The sequence below is a fragment of the Pseudomonas salomonii genome, from assembly GCF_900107155.1.
GTDB lineage: Bacteria > Pseudomonadota > Gammaproteobacteria > Pseudomonadales > Pseudomonadaceae > Aquipseudomonas > Aquipseudomonas salomonii.
This window is the reverse complement of the sequence record NZ_FNOX01000020.1, coordinates 27,920-51,778: the sequence shown is the minus strand read 5'-3', so window position 1 is coordinate 51,778 and position 23,859 is coordinate 27,920. Positions and strand designations below refer to the sequence as shown.

General features: G+C 62.1%; 12 protein-coding genes and 2 riboswitches. Of the genes, 7 read left to right on the top strand and 5 right to left on the bottom strand.

Translation table 11 applies throughout. The features are described 5' to 3' along the window. Window positions 1-184: 184 nt before the first annotated feature. Window positions 185-7,345 carry an NEL-type E3 ubiquitin ligase domain-containing protein gene (locus BLV67_RS30475; protein WP_069785728.1) on the top strand — a complete coding sequence of 2,387 codons (7,161 nt, stop codon included), beginning with the start codon at window positions 185-187 and terminating at the stop codon, window positions 7,343-7,345. Window positions 7,346-7,361: 16 nt separating this feature from the next. Here the strand turns inward: BLV67_RS30475 and metH are convergent, their stop codons facing one another. Continuing rightward, on the bottom strand, window positions 7,362-11,072 hold the full coding sequence (gene metH, locus BLV67_RS30470) for a methionine synthase (RefSeq protein ID WP_069785729.1): 3,711 nt from the start codon (window positions 11,070-11,072) through the stop codon (window positions 7,362-7,364). A gap of 164 nt (window positions 11,073-11,236) precedes the next feature. Between metH and BLV67_RS30465 the strand changes: the two genes are divergently transcribed. Beyond that, window positions 11,237-13,528 carry a fatty acid cis/trans isomerase gene (locus BLV67_RS30465; RefSeq protein WP_069785730.1) on the top strand — a complete coding sequence of 764 codons (2,292 nt, stop codon included), beginning with the start codon at window positions 11,237-11,239 and terminating at the stop codon, window positions 13,526-13,528. Between the two features lie 94 nt (window positions 13,529-13,622). After that, window positions 13,623-14,207, top strand: coding sequence for a Fe-S biogenesis protein NfuA (gene nfuA / locus BLV67_RS30460; RefSeq protein ID WP_017136914.1), 585 nt, complete (start codon window positions 13,623-13,625; stop codon window positions 14,205-14,207). A 118-nt stretch (window positions 14,208-14,325) separates the two neighbouring features. On the opposite strand, the gene cobM is transcribed toward nfuA, so the two are convergent. The 4 genes from cobM to BLV67_RS30440 all read right to left on the bottom strand — a co-directional run bounded on the left by cobM (window position 14,326) and on the right by BLV67_RS30440 (window position 16,433). Further along, window positions 14,326-15,072, bottom strand: coding sequence for a precorrin-4 C(11)-methyltransferase (gene cobM, locus BLV67_RS30455; protein WP_069785731.1), 747 nt, complete (start codon window positions 15,070-15,072; stop codon window positions 14,326-14,328). A gap of 70 nt (window positions 15,073-15,142) precedes the next feature. Further along, window positions 15,143-15,535 (bottom strand): cobalamin biosynthesis protein, encoded by a 393-nt coding sequence (locus BLV67_RS30450; protein ID WP_065911423.1) that lies wholly within the window; start codon window positions 15,533-15,535, stop codon window positions 15,143-15,145. Continuing rightward, a complete protein-coding gene (locus BLV67_RS30445; RefSeq protein ID WP_065911425.1) occupies window positions 15,532-16,233 on the bottom strand; it encodes a CbtA family protein in 702 nt (233 codons plus the stop codon). Before BLV67_RS30445 ends, BLV67_RS30450 begins: the two co-directional genes overlap by 4 nt. Before the next feature lie 11 nt (window positions 16,234-16,244). Beyond that, complete coding sequence (locus tag BLV67_RS30440; protein ID WP_056859468.1) at window positions 16,245-16,433, bottom strand: CbtB domain-containing protein; 189 nt, start codon at window positions 16,431-16,433, stop codon at window positions 16,245-16,247. Between the two features lie 97 nt (window positions 16,434-16,530). Beyond that, a riboswitch (cobalamin riboswitch) is annotated at window positions 16,531-16,748 on the bottom strand. Window positions 16,749-16,790: 42 nt separating this feature from the next. Next, window positions 16,791-16,990: riboswitch (cobalamin riboswitch) on the top strand. 92 nt (window positions 16,991-17,082) lie between these two features. Between BLV67_RS30440 and cobW the strand changes: the two genes are divergently transcribed. From cobW to BLV67_RS30420, 4 genes are all read left to right on the top strand, one after another. Beyond that, a complete protein-coding gene (gene cobW, locus BLV67_RS30435; protein ID WP_065911427.1) occupies window positions 17,083-18,150 on the top strand; it encodes a cobalamin biosynthesis protein CobW in 1,068 nt (355 codons plus the stop codon). 3 nt (window positions 18,151-18,153) lie between these two features. Then, window positions 18,154-21,915 (top strand): cobaltochelatase subunit CobN, encoded by a 3,762-nt coding sequence (gene cobN, locus BLV67_RS30430; RefSeq protein ID WP_069785732.1) that lies wholly within the window; start codon window positions 18,154-18,156, stop codon window positions 21,913-21,915. A 136-nt stretch (window positions 21,916-22,051) separates the two neighbouring features. After that, on the top strand, window positions 22,052-23,050 hold the full coding sequence (locus BLV67_RS30425) for a magnesium chelatase ATPase subunit I (RefSeq protein ID WP_069785733.1): 999 nt from the start codon (window positions 22,052-22,054) through the stop codon (window positions 23,048-23,050). Window positions 23,051-23,103: 53 nt separating this feature from the next. Beyond that, on the top strand, window positions 23,104-23,706 hold the full coding sequence (locus BLV67_RS30420; RefSeq protein WP_069785737.1) for a vWA domain-containing protein: 603 nt from the start codon (window positions 23,104-23,106) through the stop codon (window positions 23,704-23,706). Window positions 23,707-23,859: the final 153 nt, after the last annotated feature.

The window sequence follows — 23,859 nt, the reverse complement described above, 5'->3', positions numbered from 1 at the left end:
CGAACCGGGGGTGGTCCGGTACAGGAAATCGCATTTCGTCATCGCAGATGCGGTAGGCGATTATCGCCTACCGCCCCACCGTGGGTTTCGCTCGGTTTGGCAACAGTCAGCTTCTCTACATAGTCACCACCGACCAAGGCCTGGACGGTGATGTTCTGTCATTCCCTATCACAGGAGTGACCGAATGTCTGATTTACCCACCCCGCGCGCTGCCGACAGGCAGCTCGCGGCGACCTTGAGTATTCATGGCGACTTTCTCGAGAAAGCCGTGCCCCGATGGCTGGTCGATGCAACGCCTGCGCGCAGGTTGGCGCTTAAGCACGCTGCGCCGGTCACGCCGCCCGTGTACCAGAATGCCTCTGCCTTGCAACGCCAGGCCGTCGCTGCAAGCGCCCAGGCCAGTGCAATCGCCCAGGTTCAGTTGGACAGCGCGATGTCAACGTTCCAGGACGTCGACGCCTTCGCCAGGCCGTTGTTGCTCAAAGCCTTGAAAGACCAGTACCAGGTAGAGGTCGATGTCGACAAAACCTTTCTGTGTCTGCGACGCCCGCTGGCGATCAGTGCGCTGGAACTTGAAGTCGCTTCGTTCGAGTTTCTGAGGATATCGATGCTGCAGGCGGCCCTGCATAACTTTGAAGCCTGGGAGTGCCGGGCAGGGGCGTACCATTCGACTTCTGGTTATGTGCGGGAAACCGCCGAAGCCGCAACCTTTGAAGTTGCGACCGTCAATCTGACGGTCAGCCAGTTCATGACCCTGTGTCGCAGCCTCGATATCGGCGCAAAGTATCAGGCCTACCTCACGTCGTTCTTTGAACCGGTCGACACCCAACCTGAGCCGCCTCTTCGCCAGCACTTCATCGCCTGCCAGAAGGCAACCATGAAGGCCGCCGCCGACTATGCCGTGTTGGCCGGTGATATCGAGCCGGCCGACCATGCGATGATCCTGGCGGTGATCGGCGGCAGTCTTTACCCCACGCTTGGTGACAAACGTGTGTGGGTGCTCGACATGAGCCTGATGAAAATAAGACTGACAGGCTGTGTCTATTTTGCCATCGGTGACACCTACAGCAACGAGTTGATCCTGTATATCCCGCACGACCCGGCCCACCCGCTCAAGCGCTATACCAGGCAGCAAATGCGCGACGAGCTCAAGCGCCTGTTCACGGACCGTAAAGGCATGGCGACGGATGATCCTGCACCAACGCCCTATCAGCGCTTTTTCAGCCAGTTCGTACCCTATGAGCAGCGGCCTTACTATTTCAGTCAGTTCACGCAGACGTCTGCCGACTCCCCGAGCAGCCCCTTCAACTCGCCGTGGCGAGGGCTGGTGGAGTTCATCTTCGGGTTGTCGCCGATTACACGTATTAAGGAATTGCCGCCGGAAAAACCGGCGAAACGAGAGCCGGCAAGCGACCCTTACATTGCGCCCGGCAGCCAGATGCCTTACCGCGGTGTAGGCATATATTCCGGGCTTCTCGATCTTTGGCCATTTCTCTACGAAAAACAGCGTAACAAGATCCTGGCCGACGCCCGTGCCCATGCAGTGCCCACCGCCGACGTTGATGCAAAGGCGCGGGAAGCCAAGCTGGCGCACCTGCTGGAGGTCGGCATATTGGCGCTCAACGTGGTCTCCATGTTTGTGCCGGTGTTGGGTGAAGTCATGCTCGCAGTCATGGCTGAGCAATTGCTCTGGCAAACCGTGGAAGGCGTGGCTGACTGGGCCGAGGGCGATAAACGGGCGGCCAAGGCGCATCTGGTCGATGTGGCACAGAACCTGGCCCAGATCGCGGTGATGGCAGGCGTGGGGGCGGCGGTAGGCAAGTACCGCGCGGTCAAGGCTGAACCGATCCTCGAAAACCTCAGCCCCGTGACCCTGCCCAACGGTGAGACCCGTCTCTGGAAACCAGACCTGACGGGCTACGAAAGCCCCGTGACGCTGGACGCCGGGACAGCCCCGAACGCAATGGGGCAGTACACGCTCAACGGCAAGACTTATGTGCGCCAGGGCGGTCAGGTTTATGAACAGGTTTTCGATGAGTCGACCAAGCATTGGCGAATCAAGCACCCCACTAATCCCGAGGTGTACCAACCGGTGCTGCAAAGCAACGGCAGGGGGGCCTGGCGTCATACCCTCGAGCGACCTGCCGAGTGGGATCGTTTGACGCTGTTGCGGCGCATGGGTCATGAAACCGAGGCGTTTTCCGATACTGAGTTGCTCAAGGTCGCGCACGTCAGTGGGGTGAGCGACAGCGCTTTGCGTAAAATGCACACTGACCTGGCGGCGCCGCCTCCGCAGTTGCTCGATGCCATGCGCTTGTTCAAGGCTGAGGCTGACAGCTCGAAAGTGATAGCGCAGTTGCGAGGCAGTCAACCAATCGACGACCATTATTTATTTGCCCTGCCTCTGATCACCGAGATGCCGCGTTGGCCGAAAACGCGCGTGCTGCAAGTGTTCGAGGGGGCAGCGTTCACTGGCGATTCGGTGAAGTACGGCTCTGAGCGCTTGCCGCGTGGAGCGGGGACGCAAGTGCCGATCCAGATTACCCGTGCCGATGTACTGAACGGGAAATTGCCCACGGTGATTCTGGCTGCGCTGGATGAGTCGCAGGTGACCAGCCTGCTGGGCGGCGAAGCTGCCCGCGTCGGTGATTTGCGGCCGCAGGAGTTTACCCGGCAAATCGCCGATTATGCCCAGACCCGCAAACCGGCTGTTTTTGACAGCATTTACGCGGGTACCGAACCTGTAGACAGCCAGGTCAAGCTGCTACAACGCCTCTGTCCCGGGCTCAGCGAAGCCGCCGCCGAGGAAACCCTGGCCAACGCTTCTGTGGAGGACCTCAAACGTCTGCAAGCGACGCGCCGGCCGTCTTTGGCGATGCTTGAGGAGGCGCGCTGGTACGCGCTTGAGGGGCGACAGACGCGTGCGTATGCCGGTTTGCGCAGCGAAACCATGGCCTCGGCAGATAGCCGTCGGCTGGCGCTGCACACCCTCGAGAAACTGCCTGGTTGGCCGGACACCTTACGTCTGGAAGTACGCGAAGGCAGTGAGAGTGGTGCGCTATTGGACAGCATCGGCAGTGACACCGCCCGGCACAAGAAGTACCTGGTGAAAAAAGGCCCGCGCTTCCAGGCGTTCAACGAGCGCGGGGAGGAACTCAATAGCGTTCCCTCGGACGGCGATAACTTTTACGCCTCGCTCATGCATGCCATGCCCGATCAAGTGCGTCAGGGGCTGGATGTGCCGCATGTGGGTCAAAGCGCGCAACTGCGCGAAAAGATCATCGAATTCGCAGACCTGTATCGTAACCAGGCAGCACGATGGCTGGAGCCGCAGCGCAAATGGTTCAAGCCCCCCGTGCGGCTCAATGGCAAGGTGGTGGGCTATTACGCCAGTGGACGAGGGGCGGGGCTGGGGGCAAACCTTGAGTCACGCGCGCAGGCACTCTACGGGCTGAACGATGAGCAGGCTGCCGGCTATATCCGACACCTGCAAAGAGAGGGCAAGGATAGCAGGGCGATATTCAATTATCTGCAAACCCGTGAGCGTGAATACACCGCGCTGGTGTCGGCACTTGACGAATGGGCCGGGACCTGGGGCGGCACGGCGTCCGACACTGCCACGTTCCAATACAGAACTCGCCTGGCGCATCAGCTCAAGGAGGCCTGGCGGATGGAGCCGTTGGCTGGAAAGGGGGTCGGTGCCGATCACTTGCATCTCTATATCGATGAGCATCTGCCGCCATTGCCGACTGACTTTTCCCATATCCGTGAGCTGACGGTGATCGGAAGGAAGATGAACGATGCCGGAGTTGAGGCTTTCCTGGCGCGGTTTCCTGAGGTGCAGACCCTGTCGATTGGCGACACGACCCAATTGTGGGCGCCGACCATCCCGACAGGCCGAACGTCGTTGACGACACTGCCCCCGGCGGTCTCCAGGATGGCCCGTCTCAAAAACCTGAAGTTCGGTTCGGCGGCGGAGCAACTGGCGCCGGAGTTTTTCTCAAGGCTCAATACGCTGACTTCGCTGGAGGCGTTGCATATCGATTACCGTGGGTTCTCCAGCGACGCACTCAATAACCTTGACTTGTCGGGGTTGACGCAGTTGCAACGGTTGCAAATCGAAGCGCCGATAGGCCTTTCCCTGTGGCCGATCAATATCGAGAACCTGCCCCATCTGGAACGTCTCGATTTGAGCCGTACCGCAATCGGCGCGCTGCCTGAAACGCTGTATAGCGGGCATGAGCGACTGTGGGCGGGGCTGTCGATGGACTGGTCGAGGTTTACCCGCGAAACCTTCCAACCGGCCTATGAGTATGTCAGCGCTTACCGGGGCGAGCTTGGGCACTTGGTTGATTTGCACCAGATGGTCAATGGTTATGCCAAGGGCGAGTTGGCATCGCTGACCGGCAATACATTTTTGGCTGACGCACTGCGCGAAAAAATAATCTCAGCCGCGCAAACCCCGCAGGCACAGCTTGCCATTATTGATGGCCTCAGCGATCAGTACTCCGGCATTTTTGAGACGTTCTACTACTCGCCGGTCAAGACCGCCCGGCAGTTGAGATTACGTTCCCAGTCATGGCAGGCGGGGCCGAGTGCTCAGATACTGAGTGTGCTTGAAACCAACTGGTGGGAGGCAGTGGGCGAGCGATACGGCATAGCGGGCAAGGCATCAGTGTTGGATTTGCCAGGACCGTCGTATCCAGCGACGGGCTCTGGGGGGCAACTGAGTAGCGTGAAGCTGCCCCGGTTACCGGCAGCGAGTTTTGCGCATGTACGCACGTTGCGCATGCGCTGGGCGGGTGAAACGCCCGCACAGATGCGTGCCTTCATACGCGCCTTCAGCGGTACGCAATCCCTTGAACTCAAAGGGCTTGGCTTGACTGAAATACCCATTGGCGCGGGCGACCTTCCCGCTTTGGCTCGGTTAGACCTGGCCGATAACAGCCTGGTCATGCCGGCACTGCAGGCACAACTCAATGACCTGGGCGGCCTGGAGCTGTTGGACTTGAGCCGGAGCAGCACGCCGCTCGACGAGGTGGATGTGAGCGCCTTGAGGCAGCTTGAGGCGCTGAATCTGCGCGGTTCAGCCTTGCAGGCATGGCCGAGCGGAGCCGAGAGCCTGCCGAAATTGGCCTGGCTGGACCTGCGGGACAATCTACTGGCGACCTTGCCGCCTCAGGTGTTGAGCAATGATGCGATACTGATGAAAACCCACTTCGCGGGTAACCGCTTCAGCACCTCGGGTGAGGCTGCGTTGTCCTCTGCGCGCCTGCGGGTCGAGGACGCGAAGGGTTTACCGGCGGGCGCGTTGGCGCGTTTTGACGCGCAAAATGTACCGGACGTGTTTCCCCCGCAGGAAACGGGCATGACGATGGCACGTTATTTATTGCCATTGCCTGAGCCGATTGCAGTGGCCGAAGGGGCTGAGGGGTTTGTCCCTCGGTTGCAGCAGATGAGCCCAGCGGTGACCGAACAAAACGCACGACAATGGTTCGCGCAGCTCCGTCAGGGAGGCATGAGTGACGCGCAAATCGATAGCCTGTTGACGGGCTGGCACGAGGAGTACGTGACTTTGACGCGCCAGCTGAACGGCTGGCTGTATACCCGCCAATTGCCCGGCGCCGACATCAGCCAGTTGGCTGACGAACGTCGATTGATCGCGCTTAATATAGTTGAGTGCTGGCAAACCGGCGTGTCGGCCGAAGCCGGTTATACGTTGAGCCTGCAAGGCCTGCAAACCCATGACCTGCCTGAATTGACTGTGCAGTTCAACAACGTGCACACGCTGAACCTGACCGGTGTGCAGTGCACGGCATCGGGTGCCGAAGGTTTCCTGAATAGTTTTCCCGCGCTGCGCAAACTCACCTTGAGCGGCAATGGTTTGACCATGCTTCCTGAAGCGGTGGGGCACATGGCTCAGCTCGAAGCGTTGGAGCTGGCCTCCAATGCCATCAGCGATCCTGAGCCTCTGTATCGCCAGTTGGGGGGCGGCCACCTGCGGCAGTTGGATCTGGCCAGAAATGACCTGCGTGAGTTCAGTACCGAGGCTTTCACTCGGCTTGAGCGTCTGGACCTTAGCTACAATCGCCTTGCAGAGTGGCCAGACGGCGCATTGGACACCCCGAGCCTGCGCAGGTTGAACCTGTGTGGCAATGACCTGACGACGTTTCCTGAAGCGTTGCTTGATGGCGACCATCACGCATTGGTTAGCGGCACGGACCTGTCCGAGAACCAGTCCCTTTCACTCGAGAGCTTCGAGCTGCTCAGAGATTATAGCGAGGGCACCGTGATGGGGTGGACCCGGCGCGAGATCGAAGAGGAAATTGCAGCGGCCCAAAGTAATGACAGTGACTCGGGTTCCGACAGTGAGGATGACGAAGAGGCTGCCAACGAACCATTGGAAGTCATTCTCAACCCAGGCGCAGACACGAGCGAAACGGTGTTGGCATCTTGGCTGACACACTCCCCGGGCAGTGTGATTGAATCCAGGCGGCAGTTGTGGCAGCAACTGGCCGGGGAGCCGGGCCACGAGCGGTTTTTCCATCTGCTCGAGAGACTGCGCGCGACTGATGAGTACCAGTATGTCCCCGCCGACCTGACCCGACGGGTATGGACTGTCATTGAAGCGGCGGCCGGCAGCGCGCAGATGCGTGAGTTGTTGTTCGTGGCCGCTGAAACCCACGGCACCTGTATCGACGGACGTATCCTCACGTTCAGCTCAATGGAAGTTCTGGTGTTCGAAACGGACATGCTGGGTGTGGCTCCGACGCAAGATTTGCACGTCAGGGGCCAGCGTTTGCTGAGGCTGTCCCGGCAATTGTTCCGGCTGGACCACGTCGACACGTTGGCCATCGCCGACGCCATAGGACGCGACCAGGCCGAAGTGCGCCTGCAATACCGCATCGGCATGACCGGTGGCTGGCCCGACGGACTCGAGCTGCCTGGGCAACCCAGGTACATGGCATTTGGTCGACCGATCAGCGGTCAGGCGTTGACCACCGCCCGCGCGCGGGTGCTGGAGGCCGAAGCTTCCGATGCGTTCTATGAAAGCCTGATTGCCCGCGATTATTGGACCCGGTACCTGAAGGACCGCTACCCCGATGAGTTCCAGGCGCTGCAGAGCGATGCTGCCGCGCGTTATGAGGCTTTGGAGGACGAGTATGCGCACAGGATGCCGGGCACCGACAGCCAGGAAAACTACGAGGCGGCACTGATCCGTCTGGAGGTTGAGCGAAGTAGCGCAAGGGCGCGGTTGTTGCTGGAGTTGTCGCGCAAAGAGGTCGCGGCATCGCAGGCGGCAGGCCCGGCGTCGCCACAGCCGGGTCCCTCGACACGGCCGTAACGAGCCGGGCAGGCCGTCAGTTGTCGTAGCCCAGGTTGGGTGCCAGCCAGCGCTCCGTCACGCTCAGGTCCTGGCCTTTGCGTGCGGTGTAGCTGGCAACCTGATCCTTGTCGACTTTGCCCACTGCAAAATACTGCGCCTGCGGGTGGGCAAAGTACCAGCCGCTGACCGCCGCTGCCGGGAACATCGCGTAATGCTCGGTAAGAAACACACCGCTACGGCCTGCGTGCATTTCGCGGGCCTCGGGGTCGAGCAATTGAAACAGCTGGGCTTTTTCGGTGTGGTCCGGGCACGCCGGGTAGCCGGGGGCAGGGCGGATGCCGCTGTATTGCTCTTTGATCAGTGCCTCGTTATCCAGCTGTTCGTCCTGGGCGTAGCCCCAGTGTTCCTTACGCACTTGCTGGTGCAGCCATTCGGCGCACGCCTCGGCCAGGCGGTCGGCCAGGGCCTTGACCATGATCGAGTTGTAGTCGTCGCCAGCGTCCTGATAGGCCTTGGCAACTTCTTCGGCGCCGATGCCGGCGGTGGTGATAAAGCCACCGATGTAGTCGGTCACGCCGCTGTCCTTAGGCGCAACGAAGTCGGCCAGGGAGAAGTTCGGCTTGCCGTCGGTCTTGATGATCTGCTGGCGCAGGTGGTGCAGCTTGGCAATCGGCTGGCCGTCGTCGCCGTAGACTTCCAGGTCATCGTCCTGCACCTGGTTGCTCGGCCAGAAACCGAACACGGCGCGGGCGCTGATGAGCTTTTCGTCGATCAGCTTGTTGAGCATTTCCTGGGCATCGGCGTACAGCGCAGTGGCGGCTTCACCGACCACTTCGTCTTCAAGGATGCGCGGGAACTTGCCGGCCAGGTCCCAGGAGATAAAGAACGGCGTCCAGTCGATGTATTCGGCCAGCACCCGCAGATCAATGTTGTCCAGCACCCTGGCGCCGGTAAACGTCGGCTTGACCGGGGTGTAGCTGCTCCAGTCGAACTGCGGCTTCTTGGCGATGGCGGCCGGGTAGCTCAGGCGCTCGGTGCGCGCACTGCGGTTGGCGGTGCGCTCACGTACGTCGATGTATTCCAGGCGGGTTTTTTCGACAAAACCGGCCTTCAGTTCCTTGGACAGCAACTGCGTGGCCACACCCACGGCGCGTGAGGCGTCGGTAACGTAGATCACTGCATCGTTGCGGTACTTGGGCTCGATTTTCACCGCCGTGTGCGCCTTGGAGGTGGTGGCGCCGCCGATCATCAAGGGCAGGTGGAAGTCCTGGCGCTGCATCTCACGGGCCACGTGCACCATTTCATCCAGGGATGGCGTGATCAGGCCGGAGAGGCCGATGATGTCGCACTTCTGTTCCTTGGCCACCTGCAGGATTTTTTCCGCAGGCACCATCACACCCAGGTCCACGATGTCATAGCCGTTGCAACCAAGCACCACGCCGACGATGTTCTTGCCGATGTCATGCACGTCGCCCTTGACCGTGGCCATCAGGATCTTGCCCTTGGCTTGCGGTTTATCGCCTTTTTCCAGCTCGATAAACGGAATCAAGTGGGCCACGGCCTGCTTCATCACGCGGGCGGACTTCACCACCTGAGGCAGGAACATCTTGCCGGCGCCGAACAGGTCGCCGACGATGTTCATGCCGGACATCAGCGGGCCTTCGATCACTTCAATCGGGCGCGCGAACGACTGCCGGGATTCTTCGGTGTCTTCGACGATATGGGTGGTGATGCCCTTGACCAGCGCGTGCTCGAGACGCTTGTTGACGTCCCAGCCGCGCCATTCCTCGGTTTCGGCTTCCTTGACGCTGCCGTCGCCCTTGTACTTGTCGGCAATCGCCAGCAGGGCGTCGGTGCCTTCCGGCGTGCGGTTAAGCACCACGTCTTCCACCGCGTCGCGCAGCTCGGCCGGGATCTGGTCGTAGATCTCCAGCTGGCCGGCGTTGACGATACCCATGGTCAGGCCGTTGCGGATCGCATACAGCAGGAACACCGAGTGAATCGCCTCACGCACCGGGTTGTTGCCGCGGAACGAGAACGACACGTTGGACACGCCGCCGGAGGTCAGCGCATATGGCAGCTCGTCGCGGATGTAGGCACAGGCGTTGATGAAATCGACGGCGTAGTTGTTGTGCTCTTCGATGCCGGTGGCGACCGCGAAGATATTCGGGTCGAAAATGATGTCTTCCGGCGGGAAGCCGACTTCATTCACGAGGATGTCGTAGGAGCGTTTGCAGATCTCTTTTTTTCGCGCTTCGGTGTCGGCCTGGCCGGCTTCGTCGAAGGCCATCACCACCACCGCCGCGCCGTAGCGCTTGCACAGCTTGGCGTGGTGAATGAACTGCTCGACGCCTTCCTTCATGCTGATCGAATTGACGATGCCCTTGCCCTGAATGCACTTGAGGCCGGCCTCGATCACTTCCCATTTGGAAGAGTCGATCATGATCGGTACACGGGAGATGTCCGGCTCACCGGCAATCAGATTGAGGAAGGTGACCATGGCCTTCTTCGAATCGAGCATGCCCTCGTCCATGTTGATGTCGATCACCTGCGCGCCGGCTTCCACCTGCTGCAGGGCGACTTCCAGGGCTTCGGTGTAGTTGTCTTCACGGATCAGACGGGCGAACTTGGCGGAACCGGTGATGTTGGTACGCTCGCCGACGTTGACGAACAACGAGCTGCGATCAATGGTGAACGGCTCCAGGCCCGACAAGCGGCAGGCCTTGGGAATGTCCGGAATTTGGCGCGGCGCATACCCGGCCACAGCCTTGGCGATGGCCTCAATGTGGCCCGGCGTGGTGCCGCAGCAGCCGCCGACGATGTTGAGGAAACCGCTCTGGGCGAACTCTTCGATGACCTTGGCGGTTTGTGACGGCAGTTCGTCGTACTCGCCGAACTCGTTGGGCAGGCCGGCGTTTGGGTGCGCCGACACATGGGTGTTGGCCTTGTTCGACAGCTCTTCGAGGTACGGACGCAGTTCGCTGGCGCCCAAGGCGCAGTTGAGGCCCACCGAAATCGGCTTGGCGTGCGCCACCGAGTTCCAGAACGCTTCGGTGGTCTGGCCCGACAGAGTACGGCCGGAGGCGTCGGTGATGGTGCCGGAGATCATGATCGGCAGTTCGACGTTCAACTCCTCAAACACGCCTTGCACGGCGAAGATCGCGGCCTTGGCGTTGAGCGTGTCGAAGATGGTCTCGATCAGGATCAGGTCGGCGCCGCCTTCGATCAGGCCCTTGGTGGCCTCGGTGTAGTTTTCCACCAGTTCATCGAAGGTCACGTTGCGGTAGCCGGGGTTGTTCACGTCCGGCGACAGCGAGCAGGTGCGGCTGGTCGGGCCCAGCACGCCGGCAACAAAACGCGGCTTGGCCGGGTTCTCGGCTGTTTTGGCGTCGGCGATCTTGCGCGCCAGGCGGGCGCCTTCTACGTTGAGTTCATAGGCCAGTTCTTCCATGCCGTAATCGGCCATGGAGATACGCGTGGCGTTGAAGGTGTTGGTTTCCAGAATGTCGGCGCCGGCATCCAGGTAGGCCTTTTCGATGCCGCCGATCACGTCCGGGCGGGTGAGAACCAGCAGGTCGTTGTTGCCTTTGACATCACTGGGCCAGTCAGCAAAGCGTTTGCCGCGATAATCCTGCTCTTCGAGCTTGTAGCTCTGGATCATCGTGCCCATACCACCATCGAGGATCAGGATACGGTCCTTGAGGGCTTGATGAAGGGCTTGCAGACGAACGCTACGGTCGGACATGGGGCTACTCTGGTCAGGCATTTCGGAGGGCGTGAATCATAGCAAACCTGTGCCGATTTAGAGCATGTCGTGGTTTTGCATGAATATCGTTCATGTTGGTGCGGGCCTTGGCCCGGTAGACTCGCCGGCACTTATAGCGCACGCATTGAATCGGGACCGGATACATGTCACTTCGTCTACTCACCAGCGCCGTCCTGGCACTGGTCGCCTGCGTTGCACAGGCCAACGGACCCGCCCCGGCGATTTCCTATACCCGCGACATCCAGCCGATCTTCACCGAAAAATGCGTGGCCTGCCATGCCTGCTACGACTCCGCGTGCCAATTGAACCTGGGCAGCGCCGAGGGCGCGGCCCGTGGCGCGAGCAAAACCCCGGTGTATGACGGCGAGCGCAGCCAGGCCACACCGACCACGCGTTTGTTCTACGACGCCTTCGGCAAGCAGGCCTGGCAACAAAAAGGCTTCTATTCGGTACTCGACGCCCAAGGCAGCCAGGCTGCGTTGATGGCGCGCATGCTGGAACTGGGGCATAACGCACCGCTGCAACCGAATGCCAAGCTGCCCGACGAGATCGTGTTGGGCCTCAACCGCCAAAACCTGTGCGCCATGCCCGGCGAGTTCAATGCCTACGCCGGCAGCCATCCCAAGGAAGGCATGCCGCTGGCGGTCACCGGTTTGACTGACCAGCAATACCAGACCCTGCAGCGCTGGCTCGCCTCCGGTGCGCCGATTGATGAACAAGGCCTGGCGCCGAGTGCCAGGGAAGCCCTGCAAGTACAGCAGTGGGAAAACCTGTTCAACCAGCCCGGCGCCCGCGAAAGCCTGGTGGCTCGCTGGTTGTACGAGCATTTATACCTGGCGCATATCTACTTCGAAAACGGCGAGCCGGGGCATTTCTTCCAGTGGGTGCGTTCGCGCACGCCAAGTGGTCAGCCCATCGACCTGATCGCTACCCGTCGCCCCAATGATGATCCGGGCACCCAGGTGTATTACCGCCTGTGGCCGGTGCAGGGCGTGATCGTGCATAAAACCCACATCACTTACCCGTTCAGTGCGGCGAAAATGCTGCGTATCAAAGACCTGTTCTATTCCGGCGAATGGCAGGTGAGTGCCTTGCCGGGCTATGGCCCGGGTCGCCGTGCCAACCCGTTCGAGACCTTCGAAGCCATCCCGGCCAAGGCCCGCTACCAGTTCATGCTCGATAACGCCGAGTATTTTGTGCGCACCTTTATTCGCGGGCCGGTCTGCCGTGGGCAGATCGCCACGGATGTGATCCGCGACAATTTCTGGACGCTGTTCCAGGACCCGGACCATGACCTGTACATCACCGATGCACGCTATCGCGGCCAGGCCACGCCGCTGCTGGCGATGCCGGGGCAGAATGATGACGTGGGCAGCGTGCTCAGCCTGTGGCTGGCCTATCGCGACAAGCGCAACCAGTACGAAGCCTTGCGCCGAGACAGCTACGCGGACGTGCCGCCGCCGAGCTGGTCGACCTTGTGGGCGGGGAATGACAATGCCTTGCTGACGATTTTCCGGCATTTCGACAGTGCTGCGGTGACCAAAGGCTTGATTGGCGAAGTACCGCAGACGATGTGGTTGTTCGACTATCCGCTGCTGGAGCGCACCTATTACCAGTTGGCGGTGAATTTCGACGTGTTCGGCAATGTGTCGCACCAGGCCCAGACCCGGCTGTATTTCGACCTGATCCGCAACGGCGCCGAGCAGAACTTCCTGCGCCTGATGCCGGCCGATACCCGCGATGACTTTATGGATGATTGGTACCAGAACAGCGGCAAGCTCAAGCTGTGGCTGGACTACGAGGCGATTGACGACGACAAGCCAAGCGGCTTGCATCTGGATGAAAAAGACCCGAAACGTGACTTTGCCAACCAGTTACTGACGCGTTACGGCAATTTGAATGCCAGCCCGGATCCGATCAACCGTTGCACGGGTGCTTATTGCTCGCGCGATGGTATCGACCCGGCGTTGCAGGACGCGGAGCAGGCGTTGAGCCGGCTGACATCGCGCCCGGCGGCGGGGCTCAAGGTGATTGATCAGTTGCCTGAGGCAACCATGCTGCGTATCGAGACCGCCAGCGGCAAGCGCGTGGTTTACAGCCTGCTGCGTAACCGCGCGCACAGCAATGTGGCGTTCCTGCTGGGCGAGGCTTATCGCTATCAGCCGGGGTTGGATACGGTGACGATCTATCCGGGTGTGCTTAGCAGCTATCCGAACTTCATCTTCAACATCCCGGCGCAGGAAGTGCCGGCGTTTGTGGCGGCCATGGAAAACGCCAAGGACGCCAAACGGTTCGAGAAAATTGTTGATCGGTGGGGTGTGCGGCGCAGTCATCCGCTGTTCTGGCAGTACTTTCACGACCTGTCGCAGTACATCCGCGAGACGACGCCGGTGGAAGAGGGTGTGCTGGATATGAATCGCTATGAAAATCTTTGATGAGGGGTTTGGGTCTTTTCCGACAAAATTACTCGGACTTTGTACCTGCGTAATATTTTGGCGTAAACTGCCGGCAAGCCTGTGAGGAGTTTCCATGACTGCCATAACCATTACCGACGCCGCCCACGATTACCTGGCTGACCTGCTGTCCAAGCAGAACACCCCAGGCATCGGCATCCGCGTCTTTATTACCCAACCCGGCACCCAGTACGCCGAGACTTGCATCGCCTACTGCAAGCCTGGGGAAGAGAAACCTGAAGACACCGCCCTGGGGCTTAAAAGCTTCACCGCGTACATCGACAACTTCAGCGAAGCCTTCCTCGACGACGCCGTCGTCGACTACGCCACCGATCGCATGGGCGGCCAGTTGACCATCAAGGCGCCCAACGCCAAGGTGCCGAACGTCAACGCCGACAGCCCGGTCAACGAGCGCATCAACTACTACCTGCAAACCGAGATCAATCCGGGGCTGGCCAGCCACGGCGGTCAGGTCAGCCTGATCGATGTGGTCGAAGACGGTATTGCCGTGCTCAAGTTCGGCGGCGGCTGCCAAGGCTGCGGCCAGGCGGACGTGACCTTGCGTGAGGGCATCGAGCGCACCTTGCTCGAACGTATCCCGGAGCTCAAGGGCGTACGTGACGTGACCGACCACACGCAGAAAGAAAACGCCTACTACTGAGTAAGGTGTTCACTGCGAAGAAAAAACGGCGCCCCGTGAGCGCCGTTTTTTATTTTTAAAATTCAGTGCCTTACGCGGTCTACCTAACAAAGCAGATTAACTGTGGGAGCGCGTTTCTTCAGGGTCGATACAGGTGAGCATGCCCCGCCCGATACAGCGACGATTCGCTGAAACCATCACTGGCCAGCACCCGGCCCACCACAATCAACGCCGTACGCCGAAACCCTTTGGCCGCCACCTTCGCGGCAATATCCGCCAACGTGCCCATCACCCAATCCTGATCCGGCCACGTCGCGCGATGCACCACGGCAATCGGGCAGTCCGCGCCGTAGTGCGGCAGCAGTTCGGCGACGATCTTCTCCAGATGGTTGACCCCCAGGTGAATCGCCATCGTTGTGCCGTGTTGCGCCAAACGGTCGAACGCTTCACCGGCCGGCATGCTGGTTTTATCGGCATAACGGGTCAGGATCACACTCTGGGCGATGTCCGGCAGGGTCAGCTCTGTCTCCAGCAATGCTGCGCAAGCCGACACCGCCGTCACCCCAGGGATGATCCGGAAGGGGATGTCCAACTCACGCAAATAACGGATCTGCTCGCCAATCGCGCCATACAGGCTCGGGTCGCCGGAGTGTACGCGCGCCACATCCTGGCCGTTGGCGTGGGCTGTCTTGATCAACTCAATGATCTGTTCCAGGTGCAATTCGGCGCTGTTGACCACCTGTTCGGCCTGATGACCTTGCAATACCGCCGCCGGTACCAGGGAGCCGGCGTAGATGATCACCGGGCAACTGCGGATCAGCCGCTGGCCCTTGACGGTGATCAATTCCGGGTCGCCGGGGCCTGCGCCGATAAAGTAGACGGTCATGGGAGTTCCTGTTGAAAAAACGGGCGAGCATGAAAATTGCTCATGATCGAGGCGCGCAATTATCGGGATTTTAGTCGGCGCATGCCAATGCAAACGTCGCCTGGGCGGTTTTTTTGCGCGTGATCAACAGGCGAGCGGGGCGTTGAGACAGCTGTTCAGCCAGGGCCAGGGCCGCGCTTTCGGCGATGCCGTAGCAACCGGTATGCGCAAAAGCGACGGCTGACGTGTGGCTCAAGCGGTCTTGATAACCAGCCAATTGTTCTGCACTGAAACACCGCAAGGGCAGTTCCAGCAGCCGGGCCAGGGCCAGCAGGCCGGGTTCATCATGTTTGTGATCAATGCTCGCCAGCGCGGTGATGCGTTGGCGATCAATGCCGCCGTCGGCGAGGGCTGCGTCAAGCAGGCCCAGCAGGGTGTGAACATCACAGCCGCGCTGGCAACCCAGGCCGACCACCAGCGTCATGCCGAGTATTGGCCGTCGCGGTTGCGGCGAAACAGCCACGCGCTGATCCAGCCCAAGGCCAGCCAGAAGGCGACGTTGGTCAGTTGCGAGGCGATCTTGAACTGCGCTTCCAGGGCTTCGGGTGCCAGCATCGAATGCACTTGCGGTTGCGGCGCGCCGATCACGTGGGGCACGGCCAGGATCGCCACGCCCAGCACCTTGAGCAGCCAGCTACGACCAAACACCAGCAGTGCGATACCCGCAGCGGTAGAGGCCGCAGTGCCGATCCACCAGATCTGCCGTTGCGCCAGGTCGGCGGCAGCCGTGCCCGGCAACTCCGGCGGCAGGCCCAGGGTCGGCGCCAGTACAAACGTTGCGTAACCGGCCAAACCCCAGAGCAACCCTTGAGCTGTGCGGGTCGGCGCGCGCAAGGTGTAGAGACCGGCGAGCATCAGCGCGAAACCCACCGCTACCACCAGGTTGCCGCCGGTGGTCGACAGCACACGCTGCCAGCCATTTTCCGGCTCCCAGGCTTCGGCGTCGTGGGTGTGAGCTGCGGCCCCGGCGGCGTGTTCGTGCGCGACTTCGGCAACCGGGGCCTTTTCAAAGGTTTCCGCCTGCAAAATCAGCGGGGCGACCCAGAAACTTTGCAGCAGGGTCAGCAACAGGGCGGCCAGCAGGCCGGTGAAACCTGCGGTTTGAGCAATACGCTTGATCATGTCGGCAGGCCTCAGTGGCACGGGAACGCGGCGCTGTGGCGGGTATCGTGGGCGGCGTTGTGCACCGCTTCGATATGCGAGAAACCGGCGAAGTACACCAGGCATGCGCCGAGGATCGACGCGCCGATGGCGGCGCCCAGGCGTTGGCTCAAGGTGGCGGTGCTGCTGGCGGTGTGCGAAGTGCTGCTGATGATCGACATGGCGCGTCCCTTCAGGGTTTCAGGGTGGCGCAGGCGCATGAAAACCCCGCGAGGCAGGCACGCAGGGTTCTGAACAGCGCCCGCCCACCGCGGGTTTGTTATCTGATTTTTTCGGGCCGGTCTCCGGGCTTGCGAGGGGCGCTCTTGGGAAAAGAGCCGGGCCGTATCAAGCATCTCCTTCCCATGCACAGGCACAGTGGATTTGACGCTTCGCTCGCTTACCGTTGCGGGGGCAGCACCGGACTCGTCATCACGCTATGACTCACCGGTTTCCCGTTTCACCCTGTGAAGGGCACCCGAAACAAGATGTGTAGGAAAGCATGGGCGGGCGACGGTAGTCAAATGCCGCGAGCCCCTGTAGCCTTGCACCTTCGAGGTTCTTCGGCCCACGCCGAAGCTAAGAAGGGAACGCGGTCCAAGCCGCGGCTGCCCCCGCAACTGTGAAGGGTTCAGCTGACTGCCACGCCACTGCCATAACGGCGGGAAGGCGCAGCCGGCGCGGGTCACCCGACTCGCAAGCCCCAAGCCAGGAGACCTGCCTCGCAACTGAATTTCTACTTAACCGGGCGGGGTGATCCGGTGACGAAATCCGCTGCTGCGCGCCGTCGCAGGGCTTATCGTCCCGTATGCCCGCCCCAAAGGGCATCCGATGAAAACACTGGCCAAACTTCCCGTCACCATCGTTACCGGCTTCCTCGGCTCGGGTAAAACCACCTTGCTGCGCCATATGCTCGACAACGCCCAGGGCCGTCGCATCGCCGTGATCGTCAACGAGTTCGGCGAGCTGGGCATCGACGGTGAAATCCTCAAGCAGTGCTCAATCGGTTGCACCGAAGAAGAGGCCAACGGCCGCGTTTACGAACTGGCCAACGGCTGCCTGTGCTGCACCGTGCAGGAAGAGTTCTTCCCGGTGATGCGCGAGCTGGTGGCACGTCGCGGCGACCTCGACCATATCCTTATCGAAACTTCGGGCCTGGCCCTGCCAAAACCGCTGGTGCAAGCCTTCCAGTGGCCGGAAATCCGCAGCGCCTGCACGGTTGACGCAGTCATCACCGTGGTCGACAGCCCGGCCGTGGCCGCCGGCACCTTCGCCGCTTTCCCGGACCAGGTTGACGCCCAGCGCAAACTCGACCCGAACCTGGACCACGAATCGCCGCTGCACGAGCTGTTCGCCGACCAACTGGCCAGCGCCGACCTGGTGATCCTCAACAAATCCGACCTGATCAGCGCCGAAGACCTGGCCCGCGTGCGCCTGGAAGTCGCCGAGGAACTGCCGCCAGCCGTGAAAATCGTCGAAGCCAGCAGCGGTCGCCTGCCACTGGACGTGCTGATCGGCCTGGGCGCCGGTTCCGAAGAGCACATCGACGGCCGCCACAGCCACCACGATCATCATCACGACGGTGAAGACGATCATGACCACGATCACGATGCATTCGACTCCATCTCCATCGACCTGCCGCAGGCCGACGAAGCACTGCTGCTCGACGCCCTGACCCAGTTGGTGGTGCAACACGGCATTCTGCGCGTCAAAGGCTTTGCGGCGATCCCGAACAAGCCGATGCGCTTGCTGATCCAGGGTGTGGGCACGCGTTTCGACAAACATTTCGACCGTGCCTGGGGCGCCGACGAAGCGCGCATCACACGCCTGGTGCTGATCGGCCAGGCGCTGGACGCGGCGGGCCTCGAAGCGCAATTGCGCGCAGCGCTCAGCGTTTAACCCATGCACCTGCTCAGGACTCAGCCGGGTGGTTTCGTTTCGGACGACAATATTGCCGACTTGGGCCAAACCCCCGCCGAACTGGTGATCCTGTGCAGCGGTGATTCCAGCCTCGCACTGTTGGCCGAGGCCGGCCGGCAGTTGCCCGACGACTACCCCAGCTTTCGTCTGGCCAACCCCATGCAGGTGCAAAACCACGCCTCGGTCGACCTCTACGTCGACGAGGTGCTGCGCCACGCCAAGGTCATCCTGATTTCACTGCACGGCGGCATTGGTTACTGGCGCTACGGCATTGAGCGCCTGGTGGAGTTGGCGGAGCGCGGCGTGCAGCTGATTCTGGTGCCGGGCGATGATCGCCCCGACCCGGAGCTCAGCGGCTTAAGCACCGTTGGCACGGCTGAACGCGATCGCCTCTGGCACTTCCTGCGCCAGGGCGGCTTGGGCAATGCGCTGGATTTTTATCGTTGCCTGGCCAGCAGCCACCTGGGCCGCGACTACGCCTGGGACGAGCCGCAAACCCTGGCGCGCACGGCCATTTATCACCCGCATAAACCCCACCCGCGCCTGAACGACTGGCAGGCCGATTGGCACGCCGACTGGCCGGTGGCGGCGGTGTTGTTCTACCGCTCGCACCTGCAGGCGGCCAATACCGGTTTTATCGATGTTTTCTGCCAACGCTTGCAGGCGGCGGGTCTTAACCCGCTGCCGATGGCGGTGGCCAGTTTAAAAGAGCCCGGCTGCCTGACGGTGGTCGAGGACTGGCTGGATGAAGTGCAGGCGGCGGTGATTTTAAACACCACCGGCTTTGCCCAATCCAGCCCGGAAGCCCCCCATTTGCGCCCGTTTCGCCGCAACATCCCGGTGATCCAGGCGATCTGCGCCCAGGACAACCAGCCCGGCTGGGAGGCCAGCGAACAAGGCCTTGGCCCACGTGACCTGGCCATGCACATCGCCTTGCCGGAGCTGGACGGGCGCATTATCAGCCGGCCCATCAGCTTTAAAGACTTGGCTTGGCGCAGCGAGCGCAGCCAATCCGACGTGGTGTGCTACCGCGCAGCGCCGGAGCGCATGGATTTTGTTGCCGAACTGGCGCGGCGCTGGGTTGAACTGGCGCGGGTACCGAATGCCGACAAACGCATCGCACTGATCCTCGCCAATTACCCGACCCGCGACGGCCGCATCGGCAATGGCGTGGGCCTGGACACCCCGGCGGCGGCACTGAATATCCTGCGGGCGCTGCAAGCCGAAGGTTACCCGGTGCCGAGTGAGTTGCCCGCCAGCGGCACCGCCTTGATCCAGGAACTGCTTGGCGGCGTCACCAACGACCTCGACAGCCTCGACCTGCGCCCGTGCCATCAAAGCCTGGGCCTGGACGACTACGAGGCGATGTTCCAGCGCTTGCCCGAAGCCAATCGCCAGGCGGTGCTGGAACGCTGGGGCGCGCCCCATAACGACCCGATGTGCCGCGACGGGCGCATGATGATCGCCGGCCTGCGCCTGGGCCTGACCTTTGTCGGCATTCAGCCGGCACGCGGTTATCAGGTCGACCACAGCGCGGTGTACCACGACCCCGACCTGGTGCCGCCCCATGGCTACCTGGCGTTCTACTTCTGGTTGCGCCACACCTACGGCGCCCATGGTGTGATCCATGTGGGCAAGCACGGCAACCTTGAATGGCTGCCGGGCAAGGGTGTCGGGCTGTCGCAACAGTGCTGGCCGGACGCGCTGCTCGGGCCATTGCCGAATATCTACCCGTTTATCGTCAATGACCCAGGCGAGGGCGCCCAGGCCAAGCGCCGTACCCAGGCGGTGATCATCGACCACTTGATGCCGCCGCTGACCCGCGCCGAAACCTACGGCCCGCTGCGTAACCTGGAGCTGTTGGCAGACGAATATTATGAAGCGCAGCTGCTTGACCCGCGCCGTGCCCTCGAGCTGCAGAAGGACATTCTCAAGCTGGTGCGCGAAACCCGTATCGACCAGGAGCTTGAGCTGGATAACGACGCCGACGCGGCAGTCTGGCTGCCGCGCCTGGACACCTACCTGTGTGACTTAAAGGAATCGCAGATCCGCGACGGCCTGCATATTTTTGGCGAGTCGCCCGAGGGCCGCCTGCGCATCGACACCTTGCTGGCCTTGCTGCGCATTCCCCGGGGCGATGGGCGTGGGCCGCAATCGAGCCTGCTGCGGGTGTTGGCCAAAGCCTTCGACCTGGGTTTCGACCCACTGGATTGCGCATTGGCCGAACCCTGGACCGGGCGCCGTCCCGAGGTATTGCAGAAGATCGACGCGCAGCTGTGGCGCACCGCCGGTGACACCCGTGAACGCCTGGAGCTGTATGCCGCGCGGCTGATCGAGCAGGCACTGGAAGGGCCGCTGGAACAGCTTGAAGAACCCGGCTGGGAGGACGTCAAGTCAGTCATCGAGAGCCTGCGCATTGTTGTCGCGCCGCGCCTGGACGCCTGCGGCCCCGCCGAAATGCGCGGCCTGCTGGATGCCCTCGGCGGTCGTTTTGTACCGGCCGGCCCCAGCGGCGCGCCAAGTCGCGGGCGCCTCGACGTGCTGCCCACCGGGCGTAATTTTTTCAGCGTGGACGTGCGCAACCTGCCCACCACCACCGCCTGGCGCATCGGCTTTCAATCCGCCAACCTGATCCTTGAGCGGCACTTGCAAGACCACGGCGACCATTTGCGCCAGCTCGGTCTCTCTGTCTGGGGCACTGCCACCATGCGCACCGGCGGCGACGATATCGCCCAGGCCATGGCGCTGATGGGCGTGCGCCCGGTATGGGCCACGGGCAGCCAGCGTGTGGATGACTTTGAAATCCTGCCGATCAGCCTGTTGGATCGCCCACGGGTCGATGTGACGCTACGCGTGTCCGGGTTCTTCCGCGATGCCTTCGCCAACCTGATCCGCCTGTTCGATGCGGCGGTGCAGGCAGTGGCGGCGCTGGATGAACCGGACGATATGAACCCGCTGGCCGCCAAGGTGCGCAGTGAGCGTGAAGCGTTGCTCGAGTCGGGCCTGGATGAAGCAGCGGCTGCGAAGCAGGCGGGCTGGCGCATCTTTGGCGCCAAGCCCGGTGCCTATGGCGCGGGCGTGCAGGGTGCGATTGACGGTCGCCTGTGGCAAAGCCGCGAAGACTTGGCCGAGGTCTACCTGAACTGGGGCGGCTACGCCTATGGCGGCTCCGACGAGGGAACCGCCGCCCGCGAACAATTCGCCCAGCGCCTGGGCCAGGTGCAGGCGGTATTGCAAAACCAGGACAACCGCGAACACGACCTGCTTGATTCCAACGATTACTACCAATTCCAGGGCGGCATGCTCGCCGCCGTGGAAACCCTGAGTGGCGACAAGGCCGCCAGCTACCATGGCGACCACAGCCAGCCGGACTTGCCGAAGATCCGCACCTTGAAGGAAGAGCTCAACCGGGTGATCCGCTCCCGTGCCGCCAACCCCAAGTGGATCGACGGCGTGAAACGCCACGGTTACAAAGGCGCATTCGAGATGGCGGCCACGGTGGACAACCTGTTCGCATTCGACGCCACCACTGCGCTGATCGACGATCACCAATACGCCTTGCTCGCCGACGCTTACCTGCTCGACGCCGACACCCGCGCCTTTGTGCAGCAGCACAACCCGGCGGCACTGCGCGACATGACCGAGCGCATGCTCGAAGCCCAGCAGCGCGGCATGTGGCAGGAGCCGGGCGCGTATCGCGAGGCGTTGGAAAACCTGTTGCTGGACATAGAAGAAGACACCTGACCGATCTTTGACCGATCGTTCCCACGCTCCGCGTGGGAATGCAGCCAGTGACGCTCCGCGTCACAAAAGCGGACGCAGAGCGTCCATTGAAGCGTTCCCACGCGGGAGCGTGGGAACGATCCACTTAGAGTTGACTATGACCGATATCCCCCACTTCCCGCTGTCCGCCGTGGTCGGCGCCGATGAGTTGAAACTGGCGCTGTGCCTGACCGCCATCGACCCGAAAATCGGCGGCGTGCTGATCGAAGGCCCACGCGGCATGGCCAAATCCACACTGGCGCGTGGCCTTGCGGACCTGCTCGCCAGTGGCCAGTTCGTCACCCTGCCATTGGGCGCCACCGAAGAGCGTCTGGTCGGCACCCTGGACCTGGATGCCGCGCTGGGCGAGGGCCGTGCGCAATTTTCCCCTGGTGTACTGGCCAAGGCCGATGGCGGCGTGCTGTACGTCGATGAAGTCAACTTGCTTCCCGACCACCTGGTGGACCTGCTGTTGGATGTGGCCGCCAGCGGCACCAACCTGATCGAGCGCGACGGTATCTCCCATCGCCATTCGGCGCGTTTTGTGCTGATCGGCACCATGAACCCGGAGGAGGGCGAGTTGCGCCCGCAACTGCTCGACCGCTTCGGCTTCAATGTGGCGCTGAGCGGGCAGACCTTGCCCAGCGAGCGCGGGCAAATCATCCGGCGCCGCCTGGATTTCGACAGCGACCCGGCGGCGTTCTGCCGCCAATGGGACGAACCGCAGGCGGCGCTGCGTGAGCGTTGCACCCAGGCGCGCCAGCGGCTCGAGAGCATTGAGCTGGACGACCAGGCCCTGGCGCAGATCACCGAGCGGTGCTTTGCCGCCGGTGTCGATGGCTTGCGCGCCGACCTGGTCTGGTTGCGCGGCGCGCGTGCCCATGCCGCCTGGCGCGGCGCGGCTGCCATCGCCGAAGAAGATATCGAAGCGGTGGCCGAGTTCGCCTTGCGTCATCGCCGCCAACCGCAGTCAGCGTCGACAAGCCCGCCCGATCAGGGCCAGGCTGCAAAACCGTCTGACCCGTCGCCCGGCCAGGGCCAGTGGGGCGATATGCCCGCGCCCGCATTGCCCACGGGCGCCCGCCGGGAAGTACCCGCCTGGCCAAAAAAGCCCTAGGCATTCGCCCTCGACCTGACGCGGGGGCGGATGCCCGGCCCAAAGCAGGGCGACTGGAACACGGCAGGCACGGCAAGGCGCGCAGCGCCCAGCGTGGCGCGATCAATTGGCCGGGCACCTTGCTCGGCGGCCGGCCGCAGTGCCGTGAGGATCTGCTCTATCACCTGCGTAGCCGCACGCCTCATGAGCTGTGGCTGGTGATTGTCGATGCCTCGGCGTCCACCCGCCGCCATGGCGCGCTGAGCGACGCCAAAGGCCTGCTCGCCCAACTGTTTGATGACGCGTATCGACAGCGGGCGCGCATGGCGTTATTGACCGCCAGCGGGCACGCGCCTGAATGGCAGGTGCAGGGGCTCAAGGCCGCCAAAGGCTTGACCGGCTGGTTGGCGCAGCTGGGCGCCGGTGGCGGCACGCCGTTGCTGGCGGCGTTGTCCGAAGCCGGCCAATGGCTGCAAACACGTCGCCAGCGTTATCCGGCCGAGCAGCAACGGCTGCTGGTGATCACCGATGGGCGGCTCAAGGCTATCGCCGGGTTGCCTGTGCTCGACTGCCCTGGATTGCTGGTGGATATCGAGCGCGGCCCGATCAGGCTGGGCCGCGCGAAGCAACTGGCGCTTGAGCTGCGACTGGACTATCGGCCTATCGATAGTTTGTAGGCTTAATAAAACCGAGCGCTGCCTGATTCCCGCTTGTCCCCGCTTCCCATGTCACCCCGCACCTGTCAAATCCCTTAATTTTCCAAGCCTGCCGGAAGCCACTCCAGGCTCCCGGCTGCGCCCGCGATTTTTTTACGGCGCCAGCACACCCGC